Below are 16,161 nucleotides of genomic sequence, written 5' to 3'. Positions count from 1 at the left end.
GTCAGCACGGTGGTCTGTCCATCGCGCTGAGCAACGGCGAGGTGATCAACATCCCTGCGGGCCAGATCAGCGCTTCGCAAACCGCTAACCTGGCGGATGACATCTATGTGGGCAGCAGTGCTCCGAGCATCGCCATCAACGGGATCACCGAGCAAGGTACGGGCAAACAGGTCTTTGAGAACCTGATCAAAGGCGACCCGGTAACCCTGCAGATCACCGACGAACCAGGCACCCCAGGCAACCCTGGCACGCCGGGCACGCCGAATGGCGGCGATGAAGTGACGCTGACCCTCACCGGCAATACGGTGCAGGAAGGCAACACCACGACCATCACCGGCACCCTGAGCCACCCGGCAGGCCAAGCCTTCACTGTCACCCTGAGCAACGGCCAGACCCTGACCTTTGCCGAGGGCGCGCTTACTGCGACCACCAATCCGTTCGTGGCCCAGAGCGATGATGTGTTCAAGGATGGTGAAACCCAGACCGTCAGCGTGATTGATGCTGGTAGCCATAACTTCGAGAACCTGAACACCAGCGCCACCACGACCCTCACGGTCACCGATACCATCAACACCGTGAAGGCCGAGCTGAGCATCTCGCCGAACCCGGCGGTGGAAGGGCAGGCGGTGACTTACACCATCACACTGACCGGTCCTGCCGGTGCCGACCTGACCCAGCATGGCGGTCTGGATATCGAGCTGAGCAACGGCAAAGTGGTGCACATCGCAGCTGGGCAGATCAGTGGCTCGCAGTCGGGTGTTCTGGCGGACGACGTCTATGTGGGCAGCAGTGCCCCGAGCATCGCCATCTCCGGGATCACCGAGCAAGGCACGGGCAAACAGGTCTTTGAGAATCTAGTCAAAGGCGACCCGGTGACCCTGCAGATCACCGACGAGCCGGGCACTCCAGGTAACCCTGGCACCCCGGGCACGCCGAATGGCGGCGATGAAGTGACGCTGACCCTGACGGGCAATGCCGTGCAGGAAGGTAACACGACAACCATCACCGGCACCCTGAGCCACCCAGCGGGCCAGGCCTTCACCGTTACCCTGAGCAACGGCCAGACCCTGACCTTCGCCAAGGACGCCACCACCGCGACCACCGTACCGTTCGTGGCGCAGAGCGATGACGTATTCCGTGACGGCGAAACCCAGACCGTCAGCGTGATTGATGCTGGTAGCCATAACTTCGAGAACCTGAACACCAGTGCCACCACGACCCTCACGGTCACCGATACCATCAACACCGTGAAGGCCGAGCTGAGCATCTCGCCGAACCCGGCGGTGGAAGGGCAGGCGGTGACTTACACCATCACACTGACCGGTCCTGCCGGTGCCGATCTGACCCAGCATGGCGGTCTGGATATCGAGCTGAGCAACGGCAAAGTGGTGCACATCGCAGCTGGGCAGATCAGTGGCTCGCAGTCGGGTGTTCTGGCGGACGACGTCTATGTGGGCAGCAGTGCCCCGAGCATCGCCATCTCCGGGATCACCGAGCAAGGCACGGGCAAACAGGTCTTTGAGAATCTAGTCAAAGGCGACCCGGTGACCCTGCAGATCACCGACGAGCCGGGCACTCCAGGTAACCCTGGCACCCCGGGCACGCCGAATGGCGGCGATGAAGTGACGCTGACCCTCACCGGCAATGCCGTGCAGGAAGGCAATACCACGACCATCACCGGCACCCTGAGCCACCCGGCAGGCCAGGCCTTCACCGTCACCCTGAGCAACGGCCAGACCCTGACCTTCGCCAAGGACGCCACCACCGCGACCACCGTACCGTTCGTGGCGCAGAGCGATGACGTATTCCGTGACGGCGAAACCCAGACCGTCAGCGTGATTGATGCTGGTAGCCATAACTTCGAGAACCTGAACACCAGTGCCACCACGACCCTCACGGTCACCGATACCATCAACACCGTGAAGGCCGAGCTGAGCATCTCGCCGAACCCGGCGGTGGAAGGGCAGGCGGTGACTTACACCATCACACTGACCGGTCCTGCCGGTGCCGATCTGACCCAGCATGGCGGTCTGGATATCGAGCTGAGCAACGGCAAAGTGGTGCACATCGCAGCTGGGCAGATCAGTGGCTCGCAGTCGGGTGTTCTGGCGGACGACGTCTATGTGGGCAGCAGTGCTTCGAGCATTGCTATCTCCGGGATCACCGAGCAAGGTACAGGCAAGCAGGTCTTTGAGAACCTGGTCAAAGGCGACCCGGTAACCCTGCAGATCACCGACGAGCCGGGCACTCCAGGTAACCCTGGCACCCCGGGCACACCGAATGGCGGCGATGAAGTGACGCTGACCCTCACCGGCAATGCCGTGCAGGAAGGCAACACCACGACCATCACCGGCACCCTGAGCCACCCGGCAGGCCAGGCCTTCACCGTCACCCTGAGCAACGGCCAGACCCTGACCTTTGCCGAGGGCGCGCTTACCGCGACCACCAATCCGTTCGTGGCGCAGAGCGATGACGTGTTCAAGGATGGCGAAACCCAGACCGTCAGCGTGATCGATGCCGGTAGCCACAACTTCGAGAACCTGAACACCAGCGCGACCACCATCGTTACGGTGAGCGACACCGTCGACACCGTGAAGGCCGAGCTGAGCATCTCGCCGAACCCGGCCGTGGAAGGTCAGGCGGTGACCTACACCATCACCTTGACCGGCCCGGCCGGTGCCGACCTGAGTCAGCACGGTGGCCTGTCCATCGCGCTGAGCAACGGCGAGGTGATCAACATCCCTGCGGGCCAGATCAGCGCTTCGCAAACCGCTAACCTGGCGAACGACGTTTATGTCGGCAGCAGTGCTCCAAGCATCGCCATCAACGGGATCACCGAGCAAGGCACCGGCAAACAGGTCTTTGAAAACCTGGTCAAAGGCGATCCGGTGACCCTGCAGATCACCGACGAACCGGGTACCCCGGGCAACCCTGGCACTCCAGGCACGCCGAATGGCGGCGATGAAGTGACGCTGACCCTCACCGGCAATGCCGTGCAGGAAGGCAATACCACGACCATCACCGGCACCCTGAGCCACCCAGCGGGCCAGGCCTTCACCGTCACCTTGAGCAACGGCCAGACCCTGATCTTCGCCAAGGACGCGACCACCGCGACCACCGCACCGTTCGTGGCGCAGAGCGATGACGTGTTCCGTGACGGCGAAACCCAGACCGTCAGCGTGATCGATGCCGGTAGCCACAATTTCGAAAACCTGAACACCAGCGCGACCACGACCGTCACCGTGAGCGACACCGTCGACACTGTGAAGGCCGAGCTGAGTATCTCGCCGAACCCGGCCGTGGAAGGGCAGGCGGTGACTTACACCATCACCCTGAGTGGCCCGGCCGGTGCCGACCTGAGTCAGCACGGTGGTCTGTCCATCACCCTGAGCAACGGCGAGGTGATCAACATCCCTGCGGGCCAGGTCAGCGCGTCGCAAACCGCTAACCTGGCGGACAACGTCTATGTCGGCAGCAGTGCCCCAAGCATCGCCATCAACGGAATCACCGAGCAAGGCACAGGCAAACAGGTCTTTGAAAACCTGGTCAAAGGCGATCCGGTCACCCTGCAGATCACCGACGAGCCGGGCACGCCAGGTAACCCTGGCACCCCGGGCACGCCGAATGGCGGCGATGAAGTGACGCTGACCCTCACCGGTAATACCGTGCAGGAAGGCAACACCACAACCATCACCGGCACCCTGAGCCACCCAGCGGGCCAGGCCTTCATCGTCACCTTGAGCAACGGCCAGACCCTGACCTTCGCCAAGGACGCGACCACCGCGACCACCGCACCGTTCGTGGCGCAGAGCGATGACGTGTTCCGTGACGGCGAAACCCAAACCGTCAGCGTGATCGATGCCGGTAGCCACAACTTCGAAAACCTGAACACCAGCGCGACCACGACCGTCACCGTGAGCGATACCGTCGACACCGTGAAGGCCGAGCTGAGCATCTCGCCGAACCCGGCGGTGGAAGGTCAGGCGGTGACCTACACCATCACCCTGAGTGGCCCGGCCGGTGCCGATTTGACCCAGCACGGTGGTCTCGATATCGCGCTGAGCAACGGTAAGGTGGTCCACATCGCCGCCGGGCAGATCAGCGGCTCGCAGTCGGGTGTTTTGGCGGACAACGTCTATGTCGGCAGCAGTGCCCCAAGCATCGCCATCAACGGAATCACCGAGCAAGGCACAGGCAAACAGGTCTTTGAAAACCTGGTCAAAGGCGATCCGGTCACCCTGCAGATCACCGACGAGCCGGGCACGCCAGGTAACCCTGGCACCCCGGGCACGCCGAATGGCGGCGATGAAGTGACGCTGACCCTCACCGGTAATACCGTGCAGGAAGGCAACACCACAACCATCACCGGCACCCTGAGCCACCCAGCGGGCCAGGCCTTCATCGTCACCTTGAGCAACGGCCAGACCCTGACCTTCGCCAAGGACGCGACCACCGCGACCACCGCACCGTTCGTGGCGCAGAGCGATGACGTGTTCCGTGACGGCGAAACCCAAACCGTCAGCGTGATCGATGCCGGTAGCCACAACTTCGAAAACCTGAACACCAGCGCGACCACGACCGTCACCGTGAGCGATACCGTCGACACCGTGAAGGCCGAGCTGAGCATCTCGCCGAACCCGGCGGTGGAAGGTCAGGCGGTGACCTACACCATCACCCTGAGTGGCCCGGCCGGTGCCGATTTGACCCAGCACGGTGGTCTCGATATCGCGCTGAGCAACGGTAAGGTGGTCCACATCGCCGCCGGGCAGATCAGCGGCTCGCAGTCGGGTGTTTTGGCGGACAACGTCTATGTCGGCAGCAGTGCCCCAAGCATCGCCATCAACGGAATCACCGAGCAAGGCACCGGCAAACAGGTCTTTGAAAACCTGGTCAAAGGCGACCCGGTGACCCTGCAGATCACCGACGAGCCGGGCACGCCAGGCAACCCTGGCACCCCGGGCACGCCGAATGGCGGCGATGAAGTGACGCTGACCCTCACCGGCAATGCCGTGCAGGAAGGCAACACCACGACCATCACCGGTACCCTGAGCCACCCGGCAGGCCAGGCGTTCACCGTCACCCTGAGCAACGGCCAGACCCTGACCTTCGCCAAGGACGCCACCACCGCCACCACCGCGCCGTTCGTGGCGCAGAGCGATGACGTATTCCGTGATGGCGAAACCCAGACCATCAGCGTGACAAATGCAGGCAACCACAACTTCGAAAACCTGAACACCAGTGCCACCACGACCCTCACGGTCACCGATACCATCAACACCGTGACGGTCGTGCTGAGCGCGTCGCCCAACCCGGCAGCCAAGGGCCAGGAGGTGACCTACACGGTCAATCTGGAAGCGCCGGCTGGCATGAGCGCAAGCAACCATGGCGGCCTGACCATCAAGCTGGACAATGGCCTGACCATCATGGTGGCGGCGGGCAGCACCACCGGCACGGTGAAAGGTGCCATTCCCGACGGTGTCTTCGTGGGTGGTGGCAGCGTGTCCGTGGGCATCGACCAGATCACGCAGAATGGCACGGGTAGCAAGGTGTTCGAGAACCTGGTCCCGGGCGCCAGCGTTGCGGTGGGCATGACCAATGCCACGCCAACCATCACTTCGGGTGCCGCGCTGGTGTCCGAGGAGGGGCTGATCGGCGGGAACAAAGACACCGTCGGTTCACCAGCAGACCAAAGCGACAGCAAGTTGTACGCTGGCAAGCTGACGGTCAGCGATATCGATACGCCGTCGGCAAACCTCTCGGTCAGCCTGGCAGCACCATCGACAGCGCTGACGTCCTCTGGCCAGAGTGTGCAATGGGCGTTGTCCAATGGCGGCAAGACCCTGACTGGCACGGCCGGTGGCAAGGATGTGATCGAAATCAGGATCGACAACGCCGGCAACTACATCGTGGAACTGAAGGGGCCGCTCGACCATCCGAACCAGGCGGCCGAGGATGTACTGTCCCTCAACGTTGGTGTCAGCGTTTTCGACGGCAGCACCTCATCGACTGGCACGCTGACGATCAGCGTCGAAGACGACAGCCCGACCTTCGCCACCAGTGACAATGCCGGCATGTGGAACACTGTCGGGTACACGGCGGTTGGCGACACTCACTTCCTGGCGGGCGGTGATGGCGTGGGCACGCTGAAGTTCGGCACCATCGTTGGCCTGCCTTCGGGCTGGAGCAGCAAGGCAACGGATGCAAGCGGCACCACGGTTGAAGTCTTCGACGGTACCACGAAGGTGTTCACGCTTGCCTTGGGAGCGGATGGGCACTACACCGTCACCCAGAACAGCGTGCGTGAAGGTAGCCGAGATACGTTCAACCTGGAAAGTTTGAAATCCGGGAATACCTCAACCCTGCCTGTCACTTTCAACAGTGGCATAACGGCCACATTTGAAGCCTTGGCCAGTGCTACAGGGAAGCCGACGATCAACGTCGGCAATGGGCTGGGGGTGGGTAACAACCACTTCTCTGCCAACGAAAAGTTCTCCGTGGCGTTCACCGATGCCCTGCAGCACGCCGTCTCGATGAAAGAAGTCACGCTAGGCATTGCGCGGCTTCAGGTCAGCGGTGACGTCAATATCATCGCCTCCTACAAGGACGCCAATGGTGTTGTGCATGAAGCAACGAAGACTTACACCATCACCTCTGGCTCCGAGTCCATAAAGATTCTGGCCAGTGATTTCGCGGGCCTTGCCGGGCACGCCTTCGACACGATTACCCTGGCTGCACCGAGCAAGAGTACGCTTGACACCACCTTCACCAAACTGACCTATGTAGAGGAGAAACCTGCCAGCGACCTGAACTTCACGGTCCATGTCATCGGCACCGACCACGATGGTGATTCGGCAAGCAGCTCGTTCGTGGTGACATCCCATGGTGACGCAGCCTCGTCGGCGTCGATGAGCACGATGTCGCTGATGGCGAGCGACACATCGGACAGCGCCTCCACATCCCTGCTTGGCAGCGAGAACCACATCCTGTTCGTAGGGGCAGGGGACAGCACCGTCACCGGCAGCAGCGGCATCGCCGAGTCCTTTGTGTGGACGGCAGGTGATACCGGCCATGACGTGGTCAGGAACTTCAATGCTGAAGAAGGCGACCGCCTGGACCTGAGTGCCCTGCTGCAGGGCGAATCGCTGTCGTCCATCGACAGCTACCTGAAGATCACCACGGTCGATGGCGAGTCGACCTTGCAGGTCAGCACCCAGGGCAAGTTCACTCCCGGCGGTGACACCAGCAGCGCTGACGTGTCGATCAAGCTTGAAGGTGTGAACTGGTCGAACACCACGGTCAGTTCGCTGGTCAGTGGTGGTGATCCAACCATCAAGATCGACCACTCCGGGCAATGAGCCACGCCCCGCGGCGGCCGCCAGGCCGCTGCGGGGTTCCCCCCGGCGGCCTGTTTCGATGAAGGGCGTGACGCTCAGGCTGTAGGCCGTCAGAGTGGTCTTGCCGATGGTGAGTCAGGTGTCTTCTGTGGTTATTGTTGAATCCCCTCAAGTTACTCGACTGCCTGTGCTGGCCCATTCGCGGGCACGCCCGCTCCCACAGGTACTGTGCAAGTCTTGAGTACTGTGAAGATCCTGTGGGAGCGGGCGTGCCCGCGAAAGGGCCAGCACAGGCAACACACCTCTCATGGCTTGGCGCAAAGTCCGGGTCTCGCTAGACATCTCCCACAGGTTTTACTGCAGGGTCACCGGCTTCATGCCATCCGGCAGCTTTTGAATAGCTGCCTCCATCCGCGCGATCGGTGCCGCGAGTTCGTCCGCTTCCTTGTCCTTGCCCTCCCTTCTCAGGCGATCACGCTCAAGGCGTAGGTTAAGCAAATTCTTCTGCAGCTTCAGGGCCGAGGTATTGAACGGATCCATGCTTTTCTCACGCTGTAGGCTTCCGTGCCGTTGTAGGAAAACTGGACCGTAGCAGCTCGAATTTGCTGGAGAAACTGATGTTTCATACAGGCAAATCTCACTGCTTCGATTCTTCCTACGTTGCGAGGTAAAAGATCCTACAAGCCGCATTTCAAATCGTGTCTTTCAAATTCGCCTCAACACCGCGCGATAGCTGGGCACAATCGGTTTTCGACAATGCAGGCCCTCGACGCGGCTCAAACCAGGGCCTGCCGCTCCTTTCGAAACCTTATGTAGCAATTGCCGCCTCGCAAGCTACAGGTGGTCCGCATCCACCACCGCCTGGGTGAACGCCTGCGGCGCCTCCTGCGGCAGGTTGTGGCCGATGCCGCCGCTGATCAGCCGGTACTCGTACTTGCCGGTAAAGCGCTGCGCATAGGCTTCGGCCGGCGGGTGCGGGGCGCCGTTGGCGTCGCCTTCCAGGGTGATGGTCGGTACGCCGATGCTGGGGAAGCTGGCCAGTTTGGCCTCGAGCGGGTCGTAGCGCGTTTCGCCCTGGGCCAGCCCCAGCCGCCAGCGGTAGTTGTGCACGGTGATCGCCACCTGGTCGGGGTTGTCCAGGGCCTTGGCGCTGCGCTCGAAGGTGGCGTCGTCGAAGGCCCACTTGGGCGAGGCGGTTTGCCAGATCAGCTTGGCGAAGGCATGGCGGTTCTTTTCATAGCCGGCCTGGCCGCGCGCGGTGGCGAAGTAGTACTGGTACCACCACTGCAACTCGGCACTGGGAGGCAGGGGGGCCTTGGCGGCTTCCTGGCTGCTGATCAGGTAGCCGCTGACCGATACCAGTGCCTTTACCCGCTCTGGCCACAGCGCCGAGACAATATCGGCGGTGCGTGCGCCCCAGTCGAAGCCGGCGAGCACGGCACGCTGGATATGCAGCGCGTCCATGAAGGCGATCACGTCGCTGGCCAGCGCCGAGGGCTGGGCATTGCGTGGGGTTGCCGCAGACAGGAAGCGGGTCTGCCCGTAACCACGTACGTAGGGCACCAACACCCGGTAGCCTTTTGCCGCCAGGGCGGGTGCAACTTGTTCGAAGCTGTGAATGTCATACGGCCAGCCATGCAGCAGGATCACCACCGGGCCATCGGCCGGGCCTTGCTCTACGTAAGCCACATCGAGCACGCCAGCGTTGACGTGTTTCAGCGGGCCGAAGTTATCCGCCGCTGTGGCGGCTGGCTGGGCCTGCAGTGGTGCAGCCGTGGCCATGTTCGCCGCCAGCAGGCCAAGTGGCAGCAGGGCACAGGCGAGCAGCGTACGGCTGAAGCGGCGTGGCAGGGCGGTGGTCGAGTGGCGGGCAGACATTGGGCATCTCCTTGGCGAAGCCATCGGTGCAGGTTGATGGGTGCCAGTAAAGATGACGGCTGTATCGCGGATGTGTCCGCTCGGCCTGCAGGAAACGTTCTTGTGTATCAGGTCTCAATTTGTACACATGAAGATACAAACACCGGCTGGCAGCGGGTTTTGCCGCTTCTGCTACGATCGATAAGTTTTCCCGGCCAAGGAGAGGCCCATGCATTACGTTGTGATTGAACCTCACCGCAGTGAGTACCCGCGGCCCATCCGCTTCGCCAAGGGCACCTTGCTGAACATTGGCCCACGCTACGAGGGCGAGCCAGGTTGGCAGGACTGGTACCTGTGCAGCTGCACCGGCCAGGAGCCCGGTTGGGTGCCGGCCCAATTGATCGAGCGGCTCAGCGTGTGCCAGGGCAGGGCGCTGGACCACTACTCGGCGCATGAACTGGATGCCGACCCGGGGCAGTTGGTGCAGATGGTGCGCCCGCTCAATGGCTGGGTCTGGTGCAGGCGCCACGGCAGCGATGAGTTCGGCTGGTTGCCTGCGCAGAAGCTTCAGCAGCTGACCTGATATGCCGCAAACTCGGCCTGCAACCGGGCACGGCTTTGTGTAGGAGCGGCCTTGTGTCGCGATGGGCTGCGCAGCAGCCCCAGTAATTTGTGCTTGAACATTGAGATCCTTGGGGGGGCTGCTGCGCAGCCCATCGCGACACAAGGCCGCTCCTACACGTGACCCGGTTCAATTGGAGAGAGGGCCAGTCTTCACATCTGATCCGCTTTTTTTCCCCAAACCTGAATCTGTAACGGTATCAGCCCAAGCCCGACAATATGCCCATTCCCGCATCACACTTGTAGAGGTTCCAATGGGCAAGCTCGCGCTATTCCTGGGTGGTTTTCTGCTGCTGACCATTCTGATCGGTATTCTTGGCACCATTCCGCCAAGCTGACGTTAACCACCTATATCCCTCGCGGCCTGCCTGTCCTTCGGGCGGGCCCATTCCTCTTCATTGTTGGCCGATTCACCCTACCGATTTGTACGATAAGTCGTTCTTTGCACTGGGAAAACTGTCCACAAAAAACGTGGGTAGGTCTGTGGATAAAGTGCTGCAAGCCAGGCCCGCGGCGGGCTCTGTTAAATTGAGCAGAATTTGAACAGCCATTTCAGGGCGTTGTTTCAGTAGGCCAGGCCGGCGCGGCGCAGGGCAGCCAGCAGGTCGCGTACCCGCGCCGGCAGCTCGCCGGCGGGGTACACGGCATGCATCTGCGGGTCCTGGCCGTTGCTGGAAGTCAGGCGGTACTGCGGGCATACCCGCACCAGCCGCCCGGCCTTGACCTGCGCTTCACCGACCCAGGCGGCCAGGCGGGCGATACCGGCGCCGGCCAGGGTGCTGTGGTACACCGCGTCACCTGAGTCCAGGCGCAGCCTGGGCCTGGGGCGCAGGCTGGTGATCTGGCCGTCGCGGCAGAAGTGCCAGGCCTTGAGGATGCGAGGGGCAGTGTGCAGGATCAGCGCGTGGCCTTCGAGGTCCTCGGGTTGTTGTGGCGTGCCGGCCAGTGCCAGGTATTCAGGGCTTGCATACAGGTGACGCTGGTAATCCCACAGCGGGTAGCCGATCAGCTCGCTCGACTGCGGAAAGGCACCGCGCACCACGAAGTCGAACTTGCCTTGCAGCGGGTCCAGGGCCCCGTCGCTGTACTGCACGTCCAGGGTTACCTGGGGGTGGCAGCGGGAAAACTCGGCCAGCACCTGGGGCAGTACATGTTCACCCAGTACCTGCGGCACGGCGAATCGTATCCAGCCTTGTGCACTGCCGCTGAGCGCGGCCAGTTCGTCGGCGGCATCACGTTGCACATCCAGCAAGCGTTCGGCGTGTGGCAGCAGGCGCTCGCCGGCTTCGGTCAGGGTCACGGCATTGGCGTTGCGGTTGAGCAGTTTGCTCCCGGCGTTGTCTTCCAGGGTTTGTACCGCGCGGGTGACCGCGCTGGGTGAGCGCCCCAGGGCGCGTGCGGCGGCGACGAAGCTGCGCTTGTGCGCCACGCTGACGAACGCCTGGATTTCCCGCAGCATGTCCAATGCCATTGCCTGCTCCTCGTTGCAGTTTTTGCAATGTGGCATTTCAACACAAGCGCGGCACTTTGATTAGCCTTGCAGCGTCTTCACTGCCTGGAACCGCGTCATGATGGATATCGCTGTGCTTTCCGTGTTCGCCTTCGCCGCTGGGCTGATCGACGCCGCCGTGGGTGGCGGTGGGCTGATCCAGATCCCGGCCTTGTTCAACGTGCTGCCCACCGCGCAACCGGCGGCATTGCTCGGTAGCAACAAGCTGGCGTCGGTGTGCGGCACGGCCTTCGCTGCGCGTTCGTTCATCCGCAGGGTGACGCTGGACTGGGGGTTGATCGTGCCGGCCGCGCTCAGCGCCTTTGTCATGTCGTTCGCCGGTGCCGCCACGGTGTCGCTGGTGCCGCCCAGCGTGATGCGCCCGGCGGTGCTGGTGCTGATCGTGCTGATGGCCATCTACACCTTCTGCAAGAAGGACTTCGGCACGCTGCACAAACCCACAAGGATCGGCCGCAAGGAGCAGTGCCTGGCGGTGCTGATCGGTGGCGCGATCGGCTTTTACGATGGCCTGTTCGGGCCGGGCACCGGCAGCTTCCTGATCTTCCTGTTCATCCGCTTCTTCGCTTTGGACTTCCTGCACGCCTCGGCATCGGCCAAGGTGGTGAACATCGCCACCAACCTGGCGGCACTGGTGTTCTTCGTGCCATCGGGCAACGTGCTGTACGCCATCGCCTTGCCCATGGCGGCGTGCAATATCCTCGGTGCGCTGACCGGTACCTGGCTGGCGGTGCGCAAGGGCGCGGGCTTTGTACGCGGGCTGTTCCTGGTGCTGTTGTGCGTGCTGATCGCCAAGTTGACGTGGGACTTGCTGGCCGGCTAGTTCACATCACCTGGCGTTGCGGCTCGGCCTGCTCGACGCGGTTGCGGCCATGGGCCTTGGCTCGGTACAGCGCCTGGTCGGCGCGCGCCAGCAGTTCGTCGAGGGTGGGGGCCGGCATGTCGGCGGCACAACCGGCCAGGCCGATACTCACGGTAATTTGCAGGTGTTGGTCGGCCTGCACCACATGCAGGTCCTGCACGGCGCGGCGCAGGCGTTCGGCAGTGAACCTGGCCCGGTCTGGTGCCAGGCCTGGGAGGATCACGACAAATTCCTCGCCGCCCAGGCGGGCGAACAGTTCGCCATCGTGCAGCTGGTCCTGCAGGGTGCCGGCGAACTGGCGCAGCACCTGGTCACCGACCGCATGGCCGTGGGCATCATTGATCGACTTGAAGTGGTCGATATCCAGCATCATCAGGGTCAGCGGCAGCGCCTGGGCGTGTTGCTGGCGGCTTTCCAGCAGCGCGTTGGCGCGGCGGGTGAAGGCGCTGCGGGTGAACACGCCGGTGAGGTGGTCGATGGTGGCCTGATGCGCCAGGCGGGCCATCAGGCTGCGGTTGGCCTGGCTGACGCAGGCCACCACCAGCGGCCCGAGCACCAGCATGGCGATGCCCAGGCGCGCCGACATCAGCGTGGTCACCCCGGGCTCGCTTTGCGGCACGCTGAAATGCATGAGGTTTTGCGCCACCGCCACTATCAGCGTGCTGCCGGCGGTGAGTGTCAGCAGTGAGACCAGGAACGGTGAGTAAGTCCAGGCGCACCACAGCAGCGCGGCAATCGGGAAGGCAATGGCCCCGGGGCCGCCGAAGGCAATGCTGGACGCTAGCGAGACCAGCAGCATCAACAACGGCGCCAGGCGGATGGCCTGGGCGCCACCGCGCACCAGGGATCGCGCCGAGGGCGCCGTCAGCAGCACTGGCAGCACCAGCACGCTGGTCGAGAACTGTTCACTGAACCAGGCCAGCCAAGTGGCGCGCAAGGACTGTTCGAACCACGGCGCGGCCATTGCCGCCGCCATGCTGGCCGCCACTATCGCCCCGGCGGCACAGGCGCCGAACACGCTGAGCACGCCGTGGGGGGTACGCATGCGCCGGTGCAGGCGCGGCAAGCGCGAGAGCAGCAGCCAGAGGGTGACCACCACGCCCAGGTTGCACAGGTTGAACCACAGGGCCGGTACCCAGGCGCTGCCACACAGCAGGTCGGCGCCGACCATGGCCAGCCAGACCAGGGCAAAGCCCGTCAGCGTGGCCTGGCGGGGGTAGCGCAGCAGCACGCCGGCCAATACCGCATTGACCGGCCAGAACAGCGACAGGGATTCGATCGGGCGGGCCAGGATGCCGCCCAGCGTCAGGGCGAAGGTCAGGCCGAGTAGAACGACGTAGTGCAACAAGCGCGATTGGGCTGGAAAAACCATGGGCTCGACCGGCAAAGCGGAAACGAAATCCAGGACAACGGCTTGAAGCACCTGGGGCAATTGCGCATAAGTGTGTTTCGTCAGAGGACTTGATGTCAATCTGCCGCGATCGGTCGAGATAATGCCAAATTGCCTTCATTCGAGATGTGTCACCTCACAGCCCGAAGAACCACGGCACCATCAACACGGTCACCAGCATCACCAGTACGGTGAACGGCACGCCGACTTTGACAAAGTCGGCGAAGCGGTATTGTCCCGGGCCCAGTACCAGCGTGTTGACCGGCGATGACACCGGCGTCATGAACGCCGCCGAGGCGGCCAGCGCCACGGTCATGGCAAACGGGTAGGGCGACATGCCCAGCTGCGTGGCGGTGCTGACGGCCACGGGGGCCATCAGTACTGCAGTGGCCGTGTTGGAGATGAACAGGCCGATCACCGCCGTGACCGCGAACAGGCAGGCGAGGATGGCGCTGGGGCCGGCACCGCCCAGCACGCTGACCAGGCCGCCCACTGCCAGGTCGATGCCGCCGGTTTTCTGCAGTGCCTGGGCAAAGGGCAGCATGCCGACGATCAGCACCAGGCTTTGCCAGTGGATGGCCCGGTAGGCGCTGTTCATGTCGATGCAGCGGCCTGCGCCCATCAGCAGGCATCCGATCAGCGCGGCAATCACATTGGGTACCGCGCCGCTGACCATCAGCCCGACCATCACCGCCAGGCTCAGCAGCGCCTGTGGTGCGCGGGTGCGGGCGGGCGCGACCAGGTCGATTTCCGCGGGCAGGCTCAGTACCAGGAAGTCCTTGGGCTTGCCTTGCAACTGGCGCACGGCCTTCCACGGGCCGACTACCAGCAAGGTGTCGCCCAGGCGCAGCTTTTCTTCCACCAGCTGTTCTTCGATCGCCACCTGCTCGCGGCGCAAGCCCACCACGTTGAGGTCGAAGCGAGTGCGGAAAGCCAGTTCGAGGATGCTCTTGCCGAGCAGTTTCGAACCTGGTGGCAGCAATACTTCGGCCATGCCCAGCTCCTGGGACTGGTCGATGAAGTAGGCGGCCTTGAAGTGCAGTGGCTCCAGTTGCATGGTCTGGCACAGGCTGCGCAGGTCGTCGCGGTTGGCGAACAGGTCGAGCAGCAGCACATCGCCCTGGTGCAGCACGGTGCTGGAGTCGGCGGCGATCACCCGCGTGGTGAACTTGTGCTGGCGTTCGATACCGATCACGTTGGCGCCATGCCGGGTGCGCAGCTCCAACTCGCCCAGGGTATGACCGATCAGCGGCGAGTGGGGGCGGATGCGCAGGCGCCGTTCGCGGCCGTTGAGCTTGTAATCCAGCACCAGGTCCAGCAGGGTGCGGCGGCTTTCGACGCGGCCGTCCTTGCGCACTTCGCCATTCAGCCAGTGCCGGGTCAGCAGCATGTAGCCGATGCCAAGCACCAGTACCACCAGGCCGAACGGGGTGAAGCTGAAGAAGCTGAAGCCCGCTTCGCCATGGCGCACCAGTTCGCTGTGCACCACCACGTTGGGCGGTGTGGCCACCAGGCTGAGCATGCCGCTGATCAGGCCTGCGAAAGCCAGCGGCATCATCAGGCGGGCGGGTGAAAGCTGCAGGCGTGCGGCGATGCTCAGCACCACCGGAATGAAAATGGCCACCACGCCGGTGGAGCTCATCATCGAACCCAGCCCCGCCACGGCCACCATCAGCAACACCAGCAGGCGCGCCTCGCTGTTGCCGGCCCGCTCGCTCATCCATTCGCCGATACGGTAGGCAATGCCGGTGCGCACCAGGCCTTCACCGATCACGAACAGGGCGGCGATCAACACCACGTTGGGGTCACTGAAGCCGGCCAGCGCCTGCTCCACGGTGAGGATGCCTGACAGCGGCAGGGCGAGGATCACCAGCAGCGCGACCACGTCCATGCGCGGACGGTTGATGACGAACAGGGTGATGACGATGGCCAGCAGGCCGAGGACCCAGAGCAGCTCTTGGTTCATGGGCAGGGGTTGTTCCTTCACACGGGGGCACGATAGACAGTAGCAGCCAGTGTGCCGGATTGCGGTGAAGGGGGTATTGATGTGCTGCAACAAAAAGGGCCGCTAGGCGGCCCATCGCTGGCAAGCCAGGCTCCCACAATGACTGCGCATGCCTTGAGGTCAATGCGGTCGAGGTGGGAGCTGGCTTGCCGGCGATGGGCTGCGCAGCAGCCCCTCAGGTCACCGGATCAGTGACGGTGACGGCGGTGCTTGCCGTTGTTGTCGCCCAGGTGGTTGCCGATGGCACCACCGGCTGCGCCACCCAGGCCAGCGCCCACGGTGGAGCCGGTCTTGCCGCCTACCGCGCCGCCCAGCAGCGAACCGCCGGCCGAGCCCAAGCCACCGCCGATGGCGGCTTCGGTACGGTTCCCCTTGCGTGCACCTACCGCACTGCCGGCTGCGCCGCCGAGGCCGGCGCCGATGGCCGCCCCCGTTTTGCCGCCGATCTGTTGACCGACAACGTTACCCAGAACACCACCCAGGCCACCGCCAATGGCGGCGGTACCGTCACCGGCGAAAGCGCCCTGGCACAGCAGCAGGCCGAGGGCAAGGGAAGGCAGAGTCAGACGCATGATACGAACCTCA

At 63.4% G+C, this 16,161-nt stretch carries 9 protein-coding genes; 3 read left to right on the top strand and 6 right to left on the bottom strand.

What is annotated here, in order from left to right; all coding sequences use genetic code 11:
* Window positions 1–41: 41 nt before the first annotated feature.
* Window positions 42–7,355, top strand: coding sequence for an immunoglobulin-like domain-containing protein (locus ABIB24_RS24905; RefSeq protein ID WP_354317456.1), 7,314 nt, complete (start codon window positions 42–44; stop codon window positions 7,353–7,355).
* A gap of 333 nt (window positions 7,356–7,688) precedes the next feature.
* On the opposite strand, the gene ABIB24_RS24900 is transcribed toward ABIB24_RS24905, so the two are convergent.
* The gene (locus ABIB24_RS24900; RefSeq protein ID WP_025339711.1) at window positions 7,689–7,874 is read right to left on the bottom strand and encodes a hypothetical protein; all 186 of its coding nucleotides are present in this window, start codon (window positions 7,872–7,874) and stop codon (window positions 7,689–7,691) included.
* A gap of 294 nt (window positions 7,875–8,168) precedes the next feature.
* Window positions 8,169–9,212, bottom strand: coding sequence for an alpha/beta fold hydrolase (locus tag ABIB24_RS24895; RefSeq protein WP_354317455.1), 1,044 nt, complete (start codon window positions 9,210–9,212; stop codon window positions 8,169–8,171).
* Between the two features lie 208 nt (window positions 9,213–9,420).
* Here ABIB24_RS24895 and ABIB24_RS24890 point away from each other — a divergent pair, with 208 nt between their 5' ends.
* Window positions 9,421–9,774, top strand: a complete 354-nt coding sequence (locus ABIB24_RS24890; protein ID WP_354317453.1) for an SH3 domain-containing protein — start codon at window positions 9,421–9,423, stop codon at window positions 9,772–9,774.
* A 603-nt stretch (window positions 9,775–10,377) separates the two neighbouring features.
* Here the strand turns inward: ABIB24_RS24890 and ABIB24_RS24885 are convergent.
* Entirely contained in the window at window positions 10,378–11,283 is a 906-nt protein-coding gene (locus ABIB24_RS24885) for a LysR family transcriptional regulator (protein ID WP_085590798.1), read from the bottom strand.
* A gap of 97 nt (window positions 11,284–11,380) precedes the next feature.
* On the opposite strand from ABIB24_RS24885, the gene ABIB24_RS24880 reads away from it, so the two are divergent.
* Entirely contained in the window at window positions 11,381–12,142 is a 762-nt protein-coding gene (locus ABIB24_RS24880) for a sulfite exporter TauE/SafE family protein (RefSeq protein WP_025339707.1), read from the top strand.
* 1 nt (window position 12,143) lies between these two features.
* On the opposite strand, the gene ABIB24_RS24875 is transcribed toward ABIB24_RS24880, so the two are convergent.
* From ABIB24_RS24875 to ABIB24_RS24865, 3 genes are all read right to left on the bottom strand, one after another.
* Window positions 12,144–13,568: a GGDEF domain-containing protein gene (locus ABIB24_RS24875; protein WP_354317457.1), complete on the bottom strand. Its 1,425-nt coding sequence runs from the start codon at window positions 13,566–13,568 to the stop codon at window positions 12,144–12,146.
* 139 nt (window positions 13,569–13,707) lie between these two features.
* On the bottom strand, window positions 13,708–15,537 hold the full coding sequence (locus ABIB24_RS24870; RefSeq protein WP_075045632.1) for an SLC13 family permease: 1,830 nt from the start codon (window positions 15,535–15,537) through the stop codon (window positions 13,708–13,710).
* A gap of 227 nt (window positions 15,538–15,764) precedes the next feature.
* On the bottom strand, window positions 15,765–16,148 hold the full coding sequence (locus tag ABIB24_RS24865) for a glycine zipper domain-containing protein (RefSeq protein WP_025339704.1): 384 nt from the start codon (window positions 16,146–16,148) through the stop codon (window positions 15,765–15,767).
* Window positions 16,149–16,161: the final 13 nt, after the last annotated feature.

This window comes from Pseudomonas sp. UYEF17 (genome assembly GCF_040546125.1).
GTDB lineage: Bacteria > Pseudomonadota > Gammaproteobacteria > Pseudomonadales > Pseudomonadaceae > Aquipseudomonas > Aquipseudomonas putida_Z.
This window is presented reverse-complemented; position numbering and strand designations above follow the sequence as displayed.